Raw genomic sequence first — 17,284 nt, forward strand, 5'->3', positions numbered from 1 at the left:
GAGTAAATTAAATAGTTTATTCGGTTGATTATTAATTCCGTGTTAATGAAATAAGCCAGCGGAGCGTTTTCATTGTGCGCTCCATAAATGGGTAGCCAACAACATTGTGTGCCATCATGTAAAGCGGAATCCTTCTCATCCATAAATCATGCAGCGCTAATTCATAGCCACGATGCCAAATTATTGGATCGAGGGAGATCCCCGATTTTTGCTCAAGTTCAACCCGGTGTAGTTCAATATAATAAGCTACCTTATCTGCATCACTTTGTGGGTCTAAGCTAAAAGCCAGAAGTTCTGCCAGGTCGCGCTGGGGGAGATGCAAAGTAGACAATTCCCAATCCCAAGCGCATAAATGTAAGCCGGTTTCCTGTTGTCGGAAGGCAATATTGCGTGGGTTGAAATCACCGTGGATCAATGTCCTGGGCATCTGTTCGATCTCTTTCCACCAGGTGGAGGCATTGTCTACCCAGTGCTGGAAATCTTTATGTTCTTCGGCAGTGAACAACTCAGGGAACGTTTGGTGGATAAAATTGCCCAGTTTTTGCCACAGGGGCTTCATCTGTGAAACCGTATCGGCATTCGGAATTTGTAGTTGCGAGAATTTCCACGTGAGCTCTTCTTCCCGTCCCAACCAGATAGAGTGAATATCGGCTATTCCTCGGATGGCGGCTTCAAGGTGGCGCTGCTCCCAAGGTGTTTCCAGGTTAATATTGTTCATTAACACCATATCGTGGAGCAATTCTTCAATCAGGGCATAAGTTCCGGTTGCTTCGTTTTCAATTACACCATAGATAACTGGAATGTAGCGCATCAACCGTGGATCTTGCTGATTCATAATAGCCAGCTCACGGCTATGGCTTTGGTTAAATTCAAGCTGATGTGCAAAATCTTGGAAAACGGCAAACAACTCGGAAGAGCAGTGTTTGGCAATATCCAGTACCATCTCGACGACCTCTGTTCCCAAAGGTTTCAGTTTCAGCATTACGGGTAAATTATGCTGTGCGGATGTCGTCATGGAAAAAGGAAATAAGCCAATTAAACGTTCCGCATAATTCGAGCTCAGATGCGTCAGCATGCTGTGTTCATCACCGCCAGAAAATTTAGGATTGATCGTGGTTAAATGGGCCCCTTGTAACACAGGGTTAAAATCTGCTTGCTGGAAGAAGGAGAGATCAAGTTCCTGTGGGGTGTGTGCAGTGATATTGTTAGTGGTGACAGGGCGATAGCGGCCAAGTCTTTCATGTGATTGAGCGAATTCATCCGCAGCAATAGCTGACAATGTTGAAATATCAAGGGCCAGACAATAGCTGGCGATGATCTCCGCCAGGCGGGCGGTGCCATTTTCATCGGTGCAGCCCAACATGTTCAGACATTCACGTTGGTGTGGTAAATACGTTCCGCCACCGATAGTACCGATGATCAGAGAAGGCAGTGTAATACTGCAATAGACGCGGTTATCGGCAGTTAATGTCATGTGCAGGTGGGCGACTGACGATTCATGTACACAGGCAATATCCTGCCCTAGAGCGGTAAACATCCCGGCAATTACATTTGCGGCATTAATATTCATGCCGATCATCCCTGAGGCAATAGCTCCTTCGCAGACATGATGATAAGCCGTGACAAGTTGTTGTGGTGTGACTCGCAAGATTTGCTGACAGGATTCAGCATCTAAATAAACCTCAGCCACTACACGAGTTCCACGACCTTCGATGAAAGGTTGATAAGACACCTTTTTATCACTAGATGTATTACCATCGATCATAAAGTGACGTAGTGGTATAAACGCCATTTTGGCTAATTGCTGTTGGATCCATTGACATGCATACCAAGTGCAAACGGTGGTCATATTTTGACCTGCCGCAGCGGCTGTATTGTAGATAAATTGCAAATGGACGCTGCGACCAATGATATGTGGATTTATTTCCAACAATTGCGCATGTTTGGAATGGCGTCCTATTTCATACCGTAATTCGCTGATATGTTCTTTGATCCAATCACTGAACATAATGCTATGCGAGACGCTATGAAATTCAAAACGAGGGGCTCGTATCATGCGTTGACCGAGTACACGCGCGGTCGTCCCCCCTGATTGCGTAATAACGGAAGAACCACGGGATACCGAAGCAATCAAAGCGCCCTCTGTGGTAGCAAGTGGAGCATAATATACCCCTTGAGCGTATTGTCCCTTTATCAAGAGAGGGCCGGCGATCCCCACGGGGATTTCTATTGAACCAATAAATCCCTCAATGGTTTTTGTCAGTTTGGTCGCATCCAGATGAGTATCTGCCACGTGTTCCAATGCATGCCCGGTATGTTTTGCCAAATAATCCAGACGCTTTTGTCGCGCTTCCTCGGTGTAGGTGTAGAGGTGGCGGCGGGGCAATAGTTTTACTTGGGTTGTATCTGTACGGACGGTAGATGTTCCTTGGTGTTTTTTGATGCTGAATATGTCACGTGACAATTCTAGAATAGAACCTCGCGCACAGTTTTCTATGTGATCAGTGGTATTATCTGATGCATCACTTACATATGATGGGATATTCTTTTGCAACATAACTATATTTCCTTTAATGCCTAAGCAAACCCAAGCTTTATTAAGATGCTAGCAGTGCAAACTGAATAACCTAGCACCATGAATATTCCCACGACAGCTTCATCGCGTTTGCGATTCTTGATGGTGGGGCTATAGAGGAATTTGCCTAATTGCCATAGACACAACACATAACAAACGACCAAGATAATTAACGCCCATAACGCTATACCATCAGTGGTGATATTGATTAGCCAAATCTGTAACGCCAACATTACAGTGAGTAATGCCGCGATAATAGCAACGGCTCCTTTTCTGCCGAAAATAGATGAATAGGTCGGTATTTCCAGACGTTCTTCATCTGGGCCTTTGCACTTGCGTGTAATTTCAAAACTGAATCCAGAAAAGAAGCACAACCCCATTAAAACCCATATTGGAAAAGTGAATGTGAGGTTAGGACTGGCGATATTGCCTAACCACCAGATAATGAGTGGCATTACCAGCATATGGGAAATGGCATACCAAGTAAGGTGTTGGTTTAGCCATTCACCGATAAAGAATTCTTTCCCCATAAGACAGGTCCAGATAAAGACTAACAGCCAGGCAAAAGTAACTGAGCCAATTCCCCGATCTAGAAATAGACTTCCACCTAATTGTAATGCGATACAACAGATACCAAGTACCCGTAGATTTTTCAGCGTAATAATACCGCGTTGTAAAATCCGTTGTGGATGATGTTCACAATCCAGTTGGTAATCTTTATGCTCATCGAATATCCGTAATAGTAAAAAATAGGAGAAGGACATCAGGCAACCGAGAAGGATCTCCCATGTCAAAACTGGCTTTTCCCCTATTGAATAAAAAGCTACGGAATAGCTGATGATATAAAAGATAAAGAAAAGCGGCGCATTTTGTAGCGGGAAACGCTCATCCATCCATAGCTTTATCCTCTTACCAATGAATTTTGAATAAATATCTTGGCTTTCCATACACCGTTCCTATTTATTGTATAAGGATTAAACTATATACGTTTGTGACAATTCAGCCCAAGGATAATCAATCCAGAAGCAAATCTTAATAAATCCGATGCGTGCTTTTTAGCATTATCTCTCTCAATAATTTAAGAAATACATATGGACTGATGCCATACATTAAGCCAAAAGTTTGCAATCGGCTATAATCAGTATGTGTAAATTTTAATTTCATCATGCAACTTATGTTTACATTTTTTTCTATAACTGTATGTTTATGAGATGCTTTTGTTTCCATTGGGATTAAGGAATCATGGACTTTAATATCATATTTCAGACAGATATAGATAAGTTCTTCTCCGTTATCGACGACAACTTTGTTCCGTAAATAAATTTTTTGTGGGGGCAAAGTTACTACATATAAAATACCGGAATAAAGTAATGAATGATTAGTAATTGTAATTGAATTAGTGGTGGGATGTTTTGATTTAGCGCAGTTTATAGTCAGATATTACCCTCATAGTTAAAAGGTAAAATTTACAGTTAGGTCTGTATTGGATTCTTGATGTAGGATCGGGCGAATGCCGATATATTTTGGCTAGATAGCTACGTTACTTTATCAAGTAAGGAGTCTGAGCTGTGTTAGGAAAAATCCACAATCTTACTCTGCACTGGTTTATTACTGTCCGTGATAGTCATTTAGTTGTCAACCAGTATAAGCAGGAAGAGGTTAGTTTCAGCGACGAAGCCAATTATCTGGTTCTAATAGTTATTCGTACAGAATTAGGGTTGTGTGTTAAAAATTTGGTAGATACGATAGCGTTGAAGTTCATGCTTGCTGTTCTTTGTGCGGGTTTGTTCCAATTGGCTGAGTGTATAGAAGCGAGTTTGCCGGAGGGCGTGGATCAGCACGATCTTGCGCGATTATCATGTTGATCAGAGTAGAAATTCCTGTAGATGCAGCGGGAATAGATCAGTTATTACGGAAATCTTTTGATACCCCGGCAGAAGCGGAATTGGTCCAACAATTGCGGGAAGATGGATTATTGACGTTAGGGGTGGTTGCTACTGATGACGAAGGCCAGGTAATCGGTTACGTGGCTTTTAGTCCGGTGGATATTAATGGTGAAGATCACCAATGGGTTGGTCTGGCGCCGTTAGCGGTTGTTGAAGAATATCGTCGGCAGGGGATTGGTGAAAAGCTGGTGTATGAAGGTTTGGATAGCCTGAATGAATTTGGTTATGGTGTCGTCGTTGTTTTAGGTGATCCACACTACTATCGCCGGTTTGGTTTTACGCTTGCCAGTGAGCATCAGTTGCATTGCCAGTGGTCAACGTGTGAATCTTATTTTCAGGTATATGAATTAGCTGATAGTTCTTTGGCTGACCATAAGGGGTTGGTTACTTACTCCCCATACTTTGACCGTTTTTAATTGATGCTAAATATTCTGCTATACAGACGGGCTGGCAAATAACCAGCCTCTCTTTTTGCTGTTTACTTAATTGTTTTACTTGATATTCCAGCTGTGAGGCATTGGAGCGGTCTCCGGCATGACTACTGAAAACTAGCTGTAACGGTCCTTTCCCCCTCAGTGATTTGGCTCCTTTCCCGTTTTTATGTTGTGCAAAACGGCGGTGAATATTTGTTGTTATCCCGGTATAAAGCATTCCTGATTTTGTTTTCAGTAAGTAAAGAACCCATTGATTTTCAGCCATATAATTTTTTTCTGAGTTTTCTATTTTTGATATTTATATTTTACTCGAACATTTTTCTATATCATTTTTCTGAATAATTTAGTTTAAGTTATTACAATATAACAGTTTTATAAAACCTGTTACATATCAATTTGCTATACGTCGCATTGTTTATTCAAAAAAATTGAAATAGAATAGCAATAATTGCTAATTTTTATTCCGGCCTTTAGAGCATACTATGATCCACATCACAGAGAGTAACTCATTCCACTAAAAATTGATCAAGGATCATAATATGAAAAACGTAAAATATATCGCTGTTGCTTTAGCTTTAAGTGCTATCTCTTTTGGTAGTATGGCGGCAACAGAAGTTCAAACTTCTTCTTCCCCTAAAATTGGTGTAGTTTCTGTAACAGGGGCTGATACTTTGGAAACCCTAAGTACCGAATTGTCCAAAAAAGCTGACAAAGCAGGCGCATCTTCTTTCCGCATTGTCTCTGCCAGCGGTAAGAATCAATTATCAGGTGTTGCTGAGATCTATAACTAATTTATAGTAGAGCATACTGAACCCTGTCCCTGTCAGGAGATATCAGAACACGCCGTAGGATGATGTTTATCCCGGCGTGGTTCTGCGCTTCTAGGCAGATACAATTCTGCTATTGGAGAGAGAGTGAACGCGACTGAAAACTTTCAGATTATCCACAGATACCTCGCAAGACAGCATGTTCTAACACTTTGTACAGCAACCGGTGATGATATTTGGTGCGCAAATTGTTTCTATGTTTTCAATGCCGATGAAATAGCCTTCTGGTTTATGACTGAACGTCATACTCGCCACGGTGAAATGATACAGGTAAATCCACAGGTTGCAGGTACTATTGCCGGGCAGATTCGTAATATTGCACAGATAAAAGGTATTCAGTTCAAAGGAGAAGTCATTCGTCTTGAGGGTGAAAAAGATAAAGCGGCCAGAGCACGTTATTGCCGCCGTTTTCCTGTGGCAATTGCTGTTAAAACACCTATTTGGCAACTGAATCTCAATGAAATAAAGATGACTGATAATACGCTTGGATTTGGTAAAAAAATCTGCTGGCAGCGATAAAATTATCTTAATCTATGAATAATCTGGTTGTAGCTACCACGCCATAGTAAACCGGGTTCATAAAGATCTTGTATAAACTTGCCATCCACTAGCACATTAATATAGCTGGTAATTTCCCGTTGAATTTCGCTAAGTCCCTTTAGCCGATAACCCGTCCAAAGCCAAATGTCCTTGTCTGGGCACTCTGCTTTAACCCGTTTTACCAATTTCAGGATTGCGGATGTGTTGTGTGGATGTAGGGGATCTCCACCAGATAAAGATAGTCCTTGTCGTTTAATGCGTTTGTCCTGTAAATCAAAAATTACACGGTCTTCCATTTCCTGCGTAAATGGTTGGCCGGAGTGCACCCGCCAGGTACTTTTGTTATAACAACCGGGGCATTGATGTTCGCACCCCGCGACAAATAGTGTGCAGCGGGTTCCGGGGCCGTTGACCACATCAACAGAGTAGTATTGGTGGTAATTCACGTTGTCAGCCTGCCTTAAATTAGCCTAATTGCCCATTTGTCAGATGTTTTACTCTGCGTTTCACTTCTTCTTGTTTGCCTGCATTGAATGGGCGGGCATCGGGACTTCCCAGATAACCACAGACGCGGCGGATGACTGATACTCTGGAAGGTTCATGATTGCCACAACGTGGACAGGTAAACCCTTTACTGGTACAGGAGAATTCACCGGCGAATCCACAGTCATAGCATTCGTCGATGGGGGTATTGGTACCGTAATAAGGGACACGTGAGTAGCTGTAATCCCAGACATCTTCCAGTGCTTTTAGATTATGTTGCAAATTAGGATATTCGCCGTAACAGATAAAACCGCCATTTGTTAGTGGTGGATAAGGGGCTTCAAAATCCAATTTGTCATAAGGATTGACCTTCTTTTCAACGTCAAGATGGAAGCTGTTGGTGTAATAACCTTTGTCTGTCACTCCTTCAATCACTCCAAACTCAGCGGTGTCAAGGCGGCAGAAACGGTCACATAGATTTTCACTTGGTGTGCTGTACAAACTGAAACCGTAACCTGTCTCTTTTTTCCATTGATCAGTGGCTTTTCGCAGATGATCAACAATTGAGAGTGCTTTTACACGTAATTGTTGATCATCAAATAGATGAACTTGATTGCCATACAATGCGTTAATGGTCTCATGAATACCAATATAGCCTAGGGAGATAGAAGCCCGGCCATGCTTGAAGATTTCAGCGATATGATCATCGGCTTTCAAGCGAACCCCGCAGGCACCTTCCATATAAAGGATTGGTGCAACTCGTGCTTTGACACTTTCCAAGCGGGTAACACGGGTCATTAGTGCTTGCTTTGTCAGTGCCAGACGTTTGTCTAGTAATTGCCAGAAATGTTTTTCATCTCCTTTGGCTTCGATAGCTATCCGAGGCAGGTTCAAACTGATAACCCCTAAGTTATTGCGTCCTTCATGAATTTGTTCCCCCTTTTCCTCATAAACACCGAGGAAACTGCGACAACCCATTGGGGTTTTAAAGGAGCCTGTGACCTTAACCACTTGATCATAGTTAAGAATATCTGGGTACATGCGCTTACTGGCACATTTGAGAGCCAGTTGCTTGATATCGTAGTTAGGATCGCCGAGTTTGTGATTTAGGCCATCACGGATAGCAAATACCAGTTTGGGGAACACCGCTGTTTTGTGGTTCTTACCCAAACCAGTAATGCGGTTACGCAGAATAGATTGTTGGATTAGACGGGATTCTTTTGATGTACCCAGACCAAAGCCAAAAGTGACAAAAGGAGTTTGTCCGTTGGCGGTATGCAGTGTATTAACTTCATATTCCAGTGATTGAAAAGCGTCATAACACTCTTTTTCTGTTCGTACTTCGGCATAAGATTTTTTATTGGTGATATCCCACTCTTCGGCAATCGCCAAGTGTTTTTCATAGCTGGCTTTAACGAAGGGGGCTAATACTTCATCTATACGATTGATGGTGGTACCGCCATAAATATGGCTGGCAACCTGAGCGATAATTTGAGCCGTTACCGCTGTTGCGGTTGAAATGGATTTTGGTGGTTCTATTTCGGCATTACCCATTTTGAACCCACTGGTTAGCATGCCTTTTAGGTCGATTAGCATACAGTTAAACATTGGGAAAAAGGGGGAATAATCGAGATCATGATAGTGGATTTCGCCTCTTTCGTGAGCCAATACCACATTACGCGGCAGAATATATTGTTTGGCATAATTTTTAGCAACAATCCCGGCCAGCAGATCCCGTTGAGTTGGAATCACTTTGCTGTCTTTATTGGCGTTCTCATTGAGCAGGGGAACGTTACTCTGTTCAATTAAACCACGGATTTCTTGATTAAGTCGGCTGTGTAATTCTCGGACAGTATCTCTGTCGTGACGATATTGAATATAGCGATGGGCAAGGTGCTTATGGTTGTCTGCTATCAATTGCTTTTCTATTGCGTTCTGAATATCTTGTGCATCAACTTGCCTGTAGTTAGCCATTGATTGCGTTACTGTGGATGCAACTTGGATACAATACTCATCATCCGTCATGCCAACGGCAGAAGTGGCCCGTTTTACGGTATCTCTGATACGTGTTTCATCAAATGGTACCTGGTGACCATCCCGTTTTATCACAACAGTTTTCACAATATGACTCCTTGAGAATGTTATCCAAAAGGGCAACTATTCTCGTTTTGATATCCAGCTTAAAGATAGATATTACTATATATGGTTTTATTTTTATATTTAAACACAATATATAGTAATTTTCGGTGAGATAATCACGATCTCATTTGATCTGAAACAAAGAATGAAGACTTAATATTTAAGGTCCAGTGAGAAGTACAACCCCTTGGTCAGTAACTAACCAAGGGGTTGTAGAAAACAGGGCAGGGATTATTTACGAATCGCGATAGCTTCGATTTCGATTTTAACGTCTTTTGGTAGACGAGCTACTTCAACACAAGAACGTGCCGGGAAAGATGCATTGTGTTCTTTGAAGAATGCTTCATAGGTTGCGTTAACGGTACCGAAGTCATTCAGGTCTTTAACGAAGACAGTTGTTTTAACAATGTCACCTACAGTGAGACCGGCTTTCTCAACGATAGCTTTAACATTTTCCAGTGATTGACGAGCTTGAGCGGCGATATCTTCTGCGACATCACCTGTTTCTGGGTTGACTGGAATCTGGCCGGAAGTGATGACCATATTGCCTAGATCAACACCCTGAACATATGGACCAATTGCAGCAGGGGCTTTATTGGTATTAATCTCGTATGACATAGGTTCTCCTGTTAATGTGATAACTGAATGAATATTTCATTAAGGGTACTATTATAGTGTTCGCTTTTGCCTCAGCAACTGACATTAGATCATTTATTCGTTGAGTATCACCACATTGCGGTCAAATTCTTTCTCGCAGTATTTGCAGGTTAGCACCACATCTTCCGTTGTCACTTTGACTCGAAAACTGCTTTCTACGGGTTCATTGTGGCTGATGCAGTTGCTGTTAGGGCAGACTAATACGCTATCGATACGCTCAGGCAAGTTAATGGGGAGTTTCTTCACAACTTCATAGTCTTCAATACAGTTCACTGTGGCATTCGGCGCATACATAGCAAGTTGGTTAGCTTGCTGTTCTGTCAGGAATGTATTTTCGATTTTGATGAGATCTTTTTTACCTAGTTGATTGGAAGGTAAATTCAGGCCGATGGTAATGCGTTGATCGGTTTCAGTTAGCTTAAACAGAGAGAGTAGTTTGAAGCCGACCTGAGCCGGGATATGGTCAATCACCGTACCGCATCTAATCGCTTCGACTTGTAGTTTATGATCTTGGGTCATCGTGTTTTATATGAATACATTTTAGTGACAACTTTCTGTATTCATCCTCCAGAATATTATTAAGAATCGACACGTCTTCCATTTTAGGCGGTGGTACCTCGTTTATCCAGATAAAGCGTCGGTGATTCAGTACTACAAATTATTCCCAATCTCCTCCTGACAGGACAATCTATCAAGGAATATCAGAAAGCCATATCCCCGCAGAGAGCGTGAGTTAGCACAGAAATAGTGAAATTTCATTTTGAAGTACAGAAAGGCAGCGGTATGCCCCATGAAAGCCGGCTAGCTGGTCGAGAGATACTTATTTTAAATCAGGAATTAGGTGCGGAATGACGGTTAATAACTAAAAATATTACTTTTCTGTAAATATATTAAAAGTTAATAATAAGTTGGTATAATTAATAAAATGAAAAATAAATACTTGAAATAAAAAAAGCAAATTCATATAAAAACAGTATTAATTTTTTTTGAAATGATTTAAAATGAAAGCATGTTTTTTAATATATAAAAAATCCACTTATGAACACGCCATTTTCTATAAATGGGTGCTATTTCAAAAAGAAAATCAATTTACCCATGATATTACTTTTAAATGGAGAACATGGTTCGTTCAGTATTTAATCTTATAATGTGAATCCAAGGGAGATTAAAGAATGCTCTAATTGAGTTATATAAAATTCAAGAGTTTTTAAAAAATACTAAGAAACGTATCTATCTTTTTAACTTAAAAAGAGGGCTTGCAAAAATTAAATTTTATTTTTTAACTAAAAGTTATTTTAATTATACGGAAATATACCCGTGCTTATTGAAACTGTTTGGTTTTCCCCAAAATAAGGCTCATGGTATCAGTCATGGAAATATTCATTACCGATGGACAAAAAGCCGAACTTGAACACCTCCATCACACCTGTCGTGATAAGAGGGAATGTGATCGTATCAAAGCGATTCTGCTGGCCTCTGAGGGCTGGAGTTCAGTGATGATCGCTCAGGCTCTGCGTCTTCATGAAACGACCGTTAATCGTCATATCAGCGATTACCTTAATCACCGCAAATGGAAGCCCGAAAATGGCGGCTCTCAGGACTATCTCAGCGAAACACAGACTCAGGCACTTATTGCTTATCTGACTGCGAATCTTCTGCCCACCACACAGGTTGTTATCCGTCTTGTAAAAGAAGAGTGGGATAAATACATCGCTTTTTTACGGAAATATTACCGGAACTTGCCGGGAACCTGTCGTACCGTATTAATGACAACTTCCAGGTTTAGAATCCTGCATCTTCAAGTTAAGTGGGTATATATGAATAATAAATACGAAACGGTTATTGTCTTAGGGGCTGGCCCAATTGGTCTATTTTCTGCTTTTAAAATATTAGAAAATAATTTTGCGGAAAATGTATTGATATTAGATAAGCGATTTATTTCTGCTTACACCTTTAAAGGCTGGGCAGAAAGATCAATGGTTGTACAATTTCATCGAAAGCTTTTTTCTCTCTCTTATCTTCCAGAAATAGTGAAAAAGTGTCCTCATGGAGTACTTAAAGAAGATTATGAAGATAATCGGAAGAAGTATAGTGATTTAGATCACATGAGTATAAAAAACATACAATCCACCATTCTAGAAAATATGGAAAAATTTTATAAAAATCGTTTTTTTATGGTAGGATTAAAAGATATATCTTCTGACAATGATATTGTTTCAATTTCTATTTTTACAGAGCACTTTGATGATAATAGTATTTTAAAAAATTTAAACCCGGAATTAATTGTAGATGCAACTGGTTATCATTCCATCTTAATGAATAAAACAATAGGCATTCAATTCGAAAGTGAGTATGAATATGGTTCAGCTCTAAAAATGACCTGGCCAGAACATGAAATGTCTCATGTTGAAAATAAAAAAACTGAATTTCATGACTGTCATGAAAATACAATCTTTTTTAGCGAAGGAAACTCATCTGTAGCTGAATTCTCATATCCATCTGATAAATTTAGTGAATTTTTTGAAGAATGTGGGTATTCTATAAATCACACGAGTACTAAATTACCATTTCTGAAATTTGATACAACACCTTTTTCAATAAAATTACCACCATTCTTAGACAAAATAACATCTCTTAAGAAAGATCATTTTCTATATAAAAGAGCAGTTGACTTATTCAATACGATTAGAAGAAATAAACTTTCCGGTATTAATGGATTAGAATTCATTAATTACTTGCAAGGTTTCAATTGGTCAGAGGCAGACAGTCTTGCTTTAGTCGTTCGTAGGATAATAGATAAAAGAGTAACTATAGAAAACACATATGCTAATCTTGAAGAAAACTTTTTAGATTTAATGAAAATTAGAGTTATTTTTGTACCATCTAGAACCGAGAGATGGTTATCAACAAATAAAGTAACAACAAAAATTAATCTTATCTTTTCGAATGATAATAATTCATTACATAATCAAATTTCTTCAGTAACAGCTTGCGCTGTCGGAGATAGTCTAGCTAGCACAGACTTTAGACATGGTCTTGGCATCAATCGAGGATTTCACACTGCAACTAGGTTATTTCAAGATAAAACAGACCCAGAATTAGTAAGGCTTGAATTGATACAAAATAGCTATTCTATGCTAGATGTTATAAATGATAATTCAATATTTAGTAGAGCTATTTCGTGCAGAGATTGGCTTATCCTATAGTAAAAATCTGCCTTCATAGAAGGCGGAATTGATTTTGCTACAGAAGGACGTAATCAAATCTCTAAAATCAAGACGCTACCACTTCTAATAGGTTGTTTTCATTTAAGAATAAATATTATAAATGCAACCCGAATTCTGTTTAAGCCGTCACTGAAAAATCGTCTTCTGAATAGAAAACTTTCAGTGATGGCTTCTTCCATTTAAGGCAATAAACAATCAAACCGCCTAAAACGGTCAACATAAATCCTTTGATTACTGAGCAAGGTGGGAAAATCGTTCCCATTGAGGGATGAAAAAACGGGAGAAATCATCGACATCACAGAAAATCTCAGCTAACTTGTCTATAACCTGTTCCACCTCGGAGCTGTTTTTGGTGTGTACCAAAACTTTGCTCTTGGAACGCTTCTCGTCAATTTCTTATCCATAATTTGGGTTAATGTAAGGTGCGTGTATGTATATAGATATATTAATTATAATATCTGCATTTGCTGGAAGTATACTATCTGGGCTCTTTGGTGGGGGAGCGGGTTTGATTTTTACTCCTACAATTTATTTATTTTTATCTTATGCTAACCCAAATTCTAGTTATATCATGCAAACTAGCATCACAACGATGATAGCTTCTCTAATGATATCTGGTCTAGTTGCTATTGTTAAACATCACAAATACAACCATATTGATTGGAATGTTCTAAAATGGTCTTCTCCACTAATTATAATCGGCTCAATACTAGGTTGTTTTACCATGACTGTTGTTTCAAGCCAATTGGTTATATATGTCTTTTCTTTAGCAACATTAATTTTGGCGATTAGGTCAACACAAAAATTAATTTCCAATACCCAACAAAATAATACAAATAGAGATCTTGGCTGGTCATTTCGTTATATTGGTTGTTTTTTACTAGGATTAATATCAACTTTGTCCGGGGCAGCTTCATTTGTTGTTCCTTATTATGAGAGCATTGGCTTAAATATTAAAAAATCAATAGGGACAACAACTGTTGTAGTCTGGTTGTATTCTGTATTTGTACTAATATTTATGGTATCACTCGGCCTAAATAAAAACAACTTACCACCTGGAAATATAGGTTTTTTAAATTATAATTATCTCTGGCTATTCATAATACCAACAATACCAGGAGCATTGTTAGGAACAAAATTAGCCAATACGCTTCCAGAAAGAAAACTAAGAATTGCCTTTACAGTATTATTGTATTTTATTGGATTAAGTATGTTATTTTCGTAATACATTTACTTTTGATAACCTATATCCGATGGATTTCAAGATGCATCGCGACGGCAAGGGAGCGAATCCCCGGGAGCATAGATAGCTCTGTGACCGGGGTGAGTGAGTGTAGCCAACAAAGAGGCAACTTGGAAGATGACGGGTATAGGTAATTTTATCTTGCCCGTTAATGGGCAAGAAGTATTTTGGATTGACTTGAAAATTAATATGGTCAATTATATTCTCGAATTGAATATATTCTCTTTACTTTAATCATTCATTTAAAACTAAAGATAATAGAGCCTGACGAGCATAAATCCCATTTTCTGCCTGTTGGAAATAATAAGCATAGGGCGTTTTATCGACATCGACAGTAATTTCATCAATACGTGGCAACGGATGCAGAACTTTGAGGTTCTCTTTCGCTCCGATCAGATCGGAAGCACGCAGAACAAATTGTGCTTTTACGTTGGCATATTCGGATGGATCAAGACGCTCTTTCTGTACACGAGTCATATAAAGAATATCTAGCTCCGGTAATACTTCTTCAATATTAGCGTGTTGGCTGTAGGTTGCACCTTTTTCATTCAGCATATGAAGAATATGGCTTGGCATTGCCAACGCTTCCGGGGCGATAAAATAAAAGTGGTTGCCATTAAATTTCGCCAGCGCTTGTGATAGCGAATGGACCGTGCGGCCATATTTCAGATCACCAACCATCGCGATATTCAAACTATCCAGCCGTTGCTGAGTTTCCTGAATAGTGAACAGATCCAGCAAGGTTTGAGTCGGATGTTGGTTGGCGCCGTCACCGGCATTGATAATCGGAGTGTCACCGGAAAATTCAGAAGCCAGACGCGGGGCGCCTTCCTGTGGATGGCGTATCACGATGGCGTCAACATATTGGCTGATAACGGAAATAGTATCGGCTAGCGTTTCACCTTTCTTACCTAGGGAAGTGTTGCTGCTGTCTGAGAAACCGACAACTGAAGCGCCAAGGCGGTGGATTGCTGTTTCAAAAGAGAGGCGAGTGCGGGTGGAAGCTTCGAAGAAACAACTGGCGATAACCTTGGGTTTCAGCAATTCAGGTTGTGGTCTGGCTTTCAGTGCAGCAGCAGTCTGCAACACCAATTCCAGATCTTCGCGGCTCAGATCATTTATTGAGATGATATGTTTGCGATATAACGGATTAGCCATTTTTCACTCTCCTCTAATGCTGACATCCGGGTGGCGATCATGAATTGATTACCGGGCAAAAAAAAGCCCCTCATTGAGGGGCGTTAAATGATTGGTTTAGCAACGGGAAAACAATGACGGCTAGTTGCCTTCTTTTTTCAGGCAGTTGTGCTTTATGACAAAAATCAGCGCTGTCTTTCATGATTTCTCCCGGCAAATTGTGGCGCATTATACTCGTGAAAAATATTACAGCAAGCATTCGACCAAAGAAAAATAATATTGGCAGGATCATATCTTTAAAGACATAATCCTGAGGATATCCCAACTAATTAGATTTTAAGATCATTTGCTAGAGTTGCTACCATTACCGCTTTAATGGTATGTAGGCGATTTTCTGCTTGATCAAACACAATACTGTGCTCTGATTCAAAAACTTCATTAGTCACTTCCAGCCCTCCATACATATTAAACTCAGCAGCGAGTTGTTTGCCTAATGTCGTTTCTTCATTATGAAATGCTGGCAGACAGTGCAGGAATTTTACCTGTGGATTGCCTGTCATGTTCACCATATCCATATTCACTTGATAAGGTTTCAGTAGGTTAATGCGTTGTTGCCAAACTTCTTTTGGCTCGCCCATAGAAACCCAGACATCGGTATAAAGAAAATCGGTATTTTTAACCCCCTCGGCGATATTTTCCGTCAGGGTAATTTGGCCTCCTGTTTTTTCAGCCAGTTTCTGACATTCAGTCACCAGCGCGGCATTGGGCCAGTACTTTTCAGGGGCAATCAACCGAACATCCATACCCGTTAGTGCCGCGGCTTCTAGCATGGTATTACCCATATTGTTACGGGCATCCCCCAAGTAGGCGAATTTGATTTCTGACAACGGTTTTTCTGGTTGATGTTCCTGAATAGTTAGCAGATCTGCCAGTAGCTGAGTAGGGTGAAATTCATCTGTTAGCCCATTCCATACCGGAACACCTGCATATTTTGCCAGTGATTCAACGATTGTCTGGGCATAGCCGCGATATTGAATACCGTCATACATACGGCCAAGTATACGGGCGGTATCTTTGATCGATTCTTTATGACCAATCTGGTTGCCACTGGAACCGAGGTAGGTGATATTTGCTCCTTGATCGTAAGCTGCCACTTCAAATGAACAGCGGGTACGGGTGGAATCTTTTTCAAAAATCAGCACAATATTTTTGCCTGTTAACAGGGCTTTTTCTGTACCAGATTTTTTAGTCGATTTTAATTCAGCAGATAGTCTTAACAAGGCATGAATTTCTGCTGAGGAAAAATCAAGTAACCTTAGGAAATGACGCTGATGGAACGGATTCATTGTTTGGTGTCTCCGTATTTATTGTTTGCATTTAAATTCAATCTATATCTATAAAAATGCAATTTCAACTCCGTATTGGATTTCTTTGATGTAAACAGTGGTTAGCCCGCCTGTGGTGTGGGAGAATGAGTATTGGGACGGCCAACTGCTTGAGGATATTAGGTATGGCAAATCAAAGAGACTTAGAAGAACAACGCGAAGAAACGCGGCTTATTATTGAAGAATTACTGGAAGATGGTAGTGATCCAGATGCACTTTATACCATTGAGCATCACTTTTCTGCTGAGGATTTTAGTCTGTTGGAAAAGGCTGCGGTTGAAGCCTTTAAACTGGGTTATGAAGTGACTGATGCGGAAGAATTGGAAGTCGAAGATGGTACTATTCTGATGTGTTGTGATGTTATCAGTGAGTGTGGATTGAATGCAGAACTGATCGATGCCCAGGTTGAACAGTTAGTGAATCTGGCTGAAAAAATTGGCATTAATTATGACGGTTGGGGCACTTACTTCGAAGATCCTGATGAGCAAGATGAAGATGATTTGCCGGAGCAGGGTGAGAGTAGACTTCATTAGTATATACCCTATGGATTTCAAGATGCATCGCGACGGCAAGGGAGCGAATCCCCGGGAGCATAGATAACGATGAGACCGGGGTGAGTGAGTGCAGCCAACAAAGAGGCAACTTGAAAGATGACGGGTATAATCAGTATATTAAGAATCCTGTGTTAGTT

Annotated in this window: 16 protein-coding genes and 2 pseudogenes; 8 read left to right on the plus strand and 10 right to left on the minus strand. The window is 40.2% G+C overall.

Annotated elements, in window-relative coordinates:
• Positions 1 to 31: 31 nt before the first annotated feature.
• Together ACGF49_RS07135 and ACGF49_RS07140 are read right to left on the minus strand one after the other, a co-directional pair.
• A complete protein-coding gene (locus ACGF49_RS07135) occupies positions 32 to 2,557 on the minus strand; it encodes a phosphotransferase (RefSeq protein ID WP_228899438.1) in 2,526 nt (841 codons plus the stop codon).
• A 20-nt stretch (positions 2,558 to 2,577) separates the two neighbouring features.
• Complete coding sequence (locus tag ACGF49_RS07140; protein WP_113041616.1) at positions 2,578 to 3,522, minus strand: prenyltransferase; 945 nt, start codon at positions 3,520 to 3,522, stop codon at positions 2,578 to 2,580.
• A 621-nt stretch (positions 3,523 to 4,143) separates the two neighbouring features.
• Between ACGF49_RS07140 and ACGF49_RS07145 the strand changes: the two genes are divergently transcribed.
• Both ACGF49_RS07145 and ACGF49_RS07150 read left to right on the plus strand, forming a co-directional pair.
• Positions 4,144 to 4,440 carry a hypothetical protein gene (locus ACGF49_RS07145; RefSeq protein WP_112894248.1) on the plus strand — a complete coding sequence of 99 codons (297 nt, stop codon included), beginning with the start codon at positions 4,144 to 4,146 and terminating at the stop codon, positions 4,438 to 4,440.
• Positions 4,434 to 4,937 (plus strand): GNAT family N-acetyltransferase, encoded by a 504-nt coding sequence (locus tag ACGF49_RS07150; protein ID WP_228899432.1) that lies wholly within the window; start codon positions 4,434 to 4,436, stop codon positions 4,935 to 4,937. Before ACGF49_RS07145 ends, ACGF49_RS07150 begins: the two co-directional genes overlap by 7 nt.
• Here ACGF49_RS07150 and ACGF49_RS07155 read toward each other — a convergent pair.
• Positions 4,906 to 5,220: a GIY-YIG nuclease family protein gene (locus ACGF49_RS07155; RefSeq protein ID WP_113041614.1), complete on the minus strand. Its 315-nt coding sequence runs from the start codon at positions 5,218 to 5,220 to the stop codon at positions 4,906 to 4,908. The genes ACGF49_RS07150 and ACGF49_RS07155 overlap by 32 nt on opposite strands.
• A 274-nt stretch (positions 5,221 to 5,494) precedes the next feature.
• Here ACGF49_RS07155 and ACGF49_RS07160 point away from each other — a divergent pair, with 274 nt between their 5' ends.
• Positions 5,495 to 5,746, plus strand: coding sequence for a YdgH/BhsA/McbA-like domain containing protein (locus ACGF49_RS07160; protein ID WP_113041613.1), 252 nt, complete (start codon positions 5,495 to 5,497; stop codon positions 5,744 to 5,746).
• 123 nt (positions 5,747 to 5,869) lie between these two features.
• The gene (locus ACGF49_RS07165; RefSeq protein ID WP_113041612.1) at positions 5,870 to 6,301 is read left to right on the plus strand and encodes a YhbP family protein; all 432 of its coding nucleotides are present in this window, start codon (positions 5,870 to 5,872) and stop codon (positions 6,299 to 6,301) included.
• 2 nt (positions 6,302 to 6,303) lie between these two features.
• On the opposite strand, the gene nrdG is transcribed toward ACGF49_RS07165, so the two are convergent.
• The 4 genes from nrdG to pyrI form a co-directional block, all read right to left on the minus strand.
• The gene (gene nrdG, locus ACGF49_RS07170) at positions 6,304 to 6,768 is read right to left on the minus strand and encodes an anaerobic ribonucleoside-triphosphate reductase-activating protein (protein WP_113041611.1); all 465 of its coding nucleotides are present in this window, start codon (positions 6,766 to 6,768) and stop codon (positions 6,304 to 6,306) included.
• Positions 6,769 to 6,787: 19 nt separating this feature from the next.
• Positions 6,788 to 8,926 (minus strand): anaerobic ribonucleoside-triphosphate reductase, encoded by a 2,139-nt coding sequence (gene nrdD / locus ACGF49_RS07175; protein ID WP_228899425.1) that lies wholly within the window; start codon positions 8,924 to 8,926, stop codon positions 6,788 to 6,790.
• A 249-nt stretch (positions 8,927 to 9,175) separates the two neighbouring features.
• The gene (gene ridA / locus ACGF49_RS07180) at positions 9,176 to 9,562 is read right to left on the minus strand and encodes a 2-iminobutanoate/2-iminopropanoate deaminase (protein ID WP_036810177.1); all 387 of its coding nucleotides are present in this window, start codon (positions 9,560 to 9,562) and stop codon (positions 9,176 to 9,178) included.
• A 93-nt stretch (positions 9,563 to 9,655) separates the two neighbouring features.
• Positions 9,656 to 10,120: an aspartate carbamoyltransferase regulatory subunit gene (gene pyrI, locus ACGF49_RS07185; protein ID WP_113041609.1), complete on the minus strand. Its 465-nt coding sequence runs from the start codon at positions 10,118 to 10,120 to the stop codon at positions 9,656 to 9,658.
• Between the two features lie 851 nt (positions 10,121 to 10,971).
• Between pyrI and ACGF49_RS07190 the strand changes: the two are divergent.
• A pseudogene (locus ACGF49_RS07190) lies at positions 10,972 to 11,304 on the plus strand (transposase); the annotation flags it as partial.
• A 1,642-nt stretch (positions 11,305 to 12,946) separates the two neighbouring features.
• Here ACGF49_RS07190 and ACGF49_RS07195 read toward each other — a convergent pair.
• Positions 12,947 to 13,060: pseudogene (locus ACGF49_RS07195) on the minus strand (IS982 family transposase); the annotation flags it as partial.
• Positions 13,061 to 13,258: 198 nt separating this feature from the next.
• Here ACGF49_RS07195 and ACGF49_RS07200 point away from each other — a divergent pair.
• Both ACGF49_RS07200 and ACGF49_RS07205 read left to right on the plus strand, forming a co-directional pair.
• Positions 13,259 to 14,053 carry a sulfite exporter TauE/SafE family protein gene (locus tag ACGF49_RS07200; protein ID WP_349010554.1) on the plus strand — a complete coding sequence of 265 codons (795 nt, stop codon included), beginning with the start codon at positions 13,259 to 13,261 and terminating at the stop codon, positions 14,051 to 14,053.
• A gap of 11 nt (positions 14,054 to 14,064) precedes the next feature.
• The gene (locus tag ACGF49_RS07205; RefSeq protein ID WP_158536513.1) at positions 14,065 to 14,205 is read left to right on the plus strand and encodes a hypothetical protein; all 141 of its coding nucleotides are present in this window, start codon (positions 14,065 to 14,067) and stop codon (positions 14,203 to 14,205) included.
• 100 nt (positions 14,206 to 14,305) lie between these two features.
• Here ACGF49_RS07205 and pyrB read toward each other — a convergent pair whose 3' ends face one another.
• Both pyrB and argF read right to left on the minus strand, forming a co-directional pair.
• The gene (gene pyrB / locus ACGF49_RS07210; protein WP_113041606.1) at positions 14,306 to 15,229 is read right to left on the minus strand and encodes an aspartate carbamoyltransferase; all 924 of its coding nucleotides are present in this window, start codon (positions 15,227 to 15,229) and stop codon (positions 14,306 to 14,308) included.
• 308 nt (positions 15,230 to 15,537) lie between these two features.
• Entirely contained in the window at positions 15,538 to 16,554 is a 1,017-nt protein-coding gene (gene argF / locus ACGF49_RS07215) for an ornithine carbamoyltransferase (protein ID WP_228902952.1), read from the minus strand.
• A 164-nt stretch (positions 16,555 to 16,718) separates the two neighbouring features.
• Here argF and rraB point away from each other — a divergent pair, with 164 nt between their 5' ends.
• Positions 16,719 to 17,126 (plus strand): ribonuclease E inhibitor RraB, encoded by a 408-nt coding sequence (gene rraB, locus ACGF49_RS07220; protein WP_113041603.1) that lies wholly within the window; start codon positions 16,719 to 16,721, stop codon positions 17,124 to 17,126.
• The last annotated feature ends 158 nt before the right edge of the window (positions 17,127 to 17,284 follow it).

The sequence above is a fragment of the Photorhabdus sp. RM96S genome (genome assembly GCF_042879335.1).
In the GTDB taxonomy this organism is placed as follows: domain Bacteria; phylum Pseudomonadota; class Gammaproteobacteria; order Enterobacterales; family Enterobacteriaceae; genus Photorhabdus; species Photorhabdus kayaii.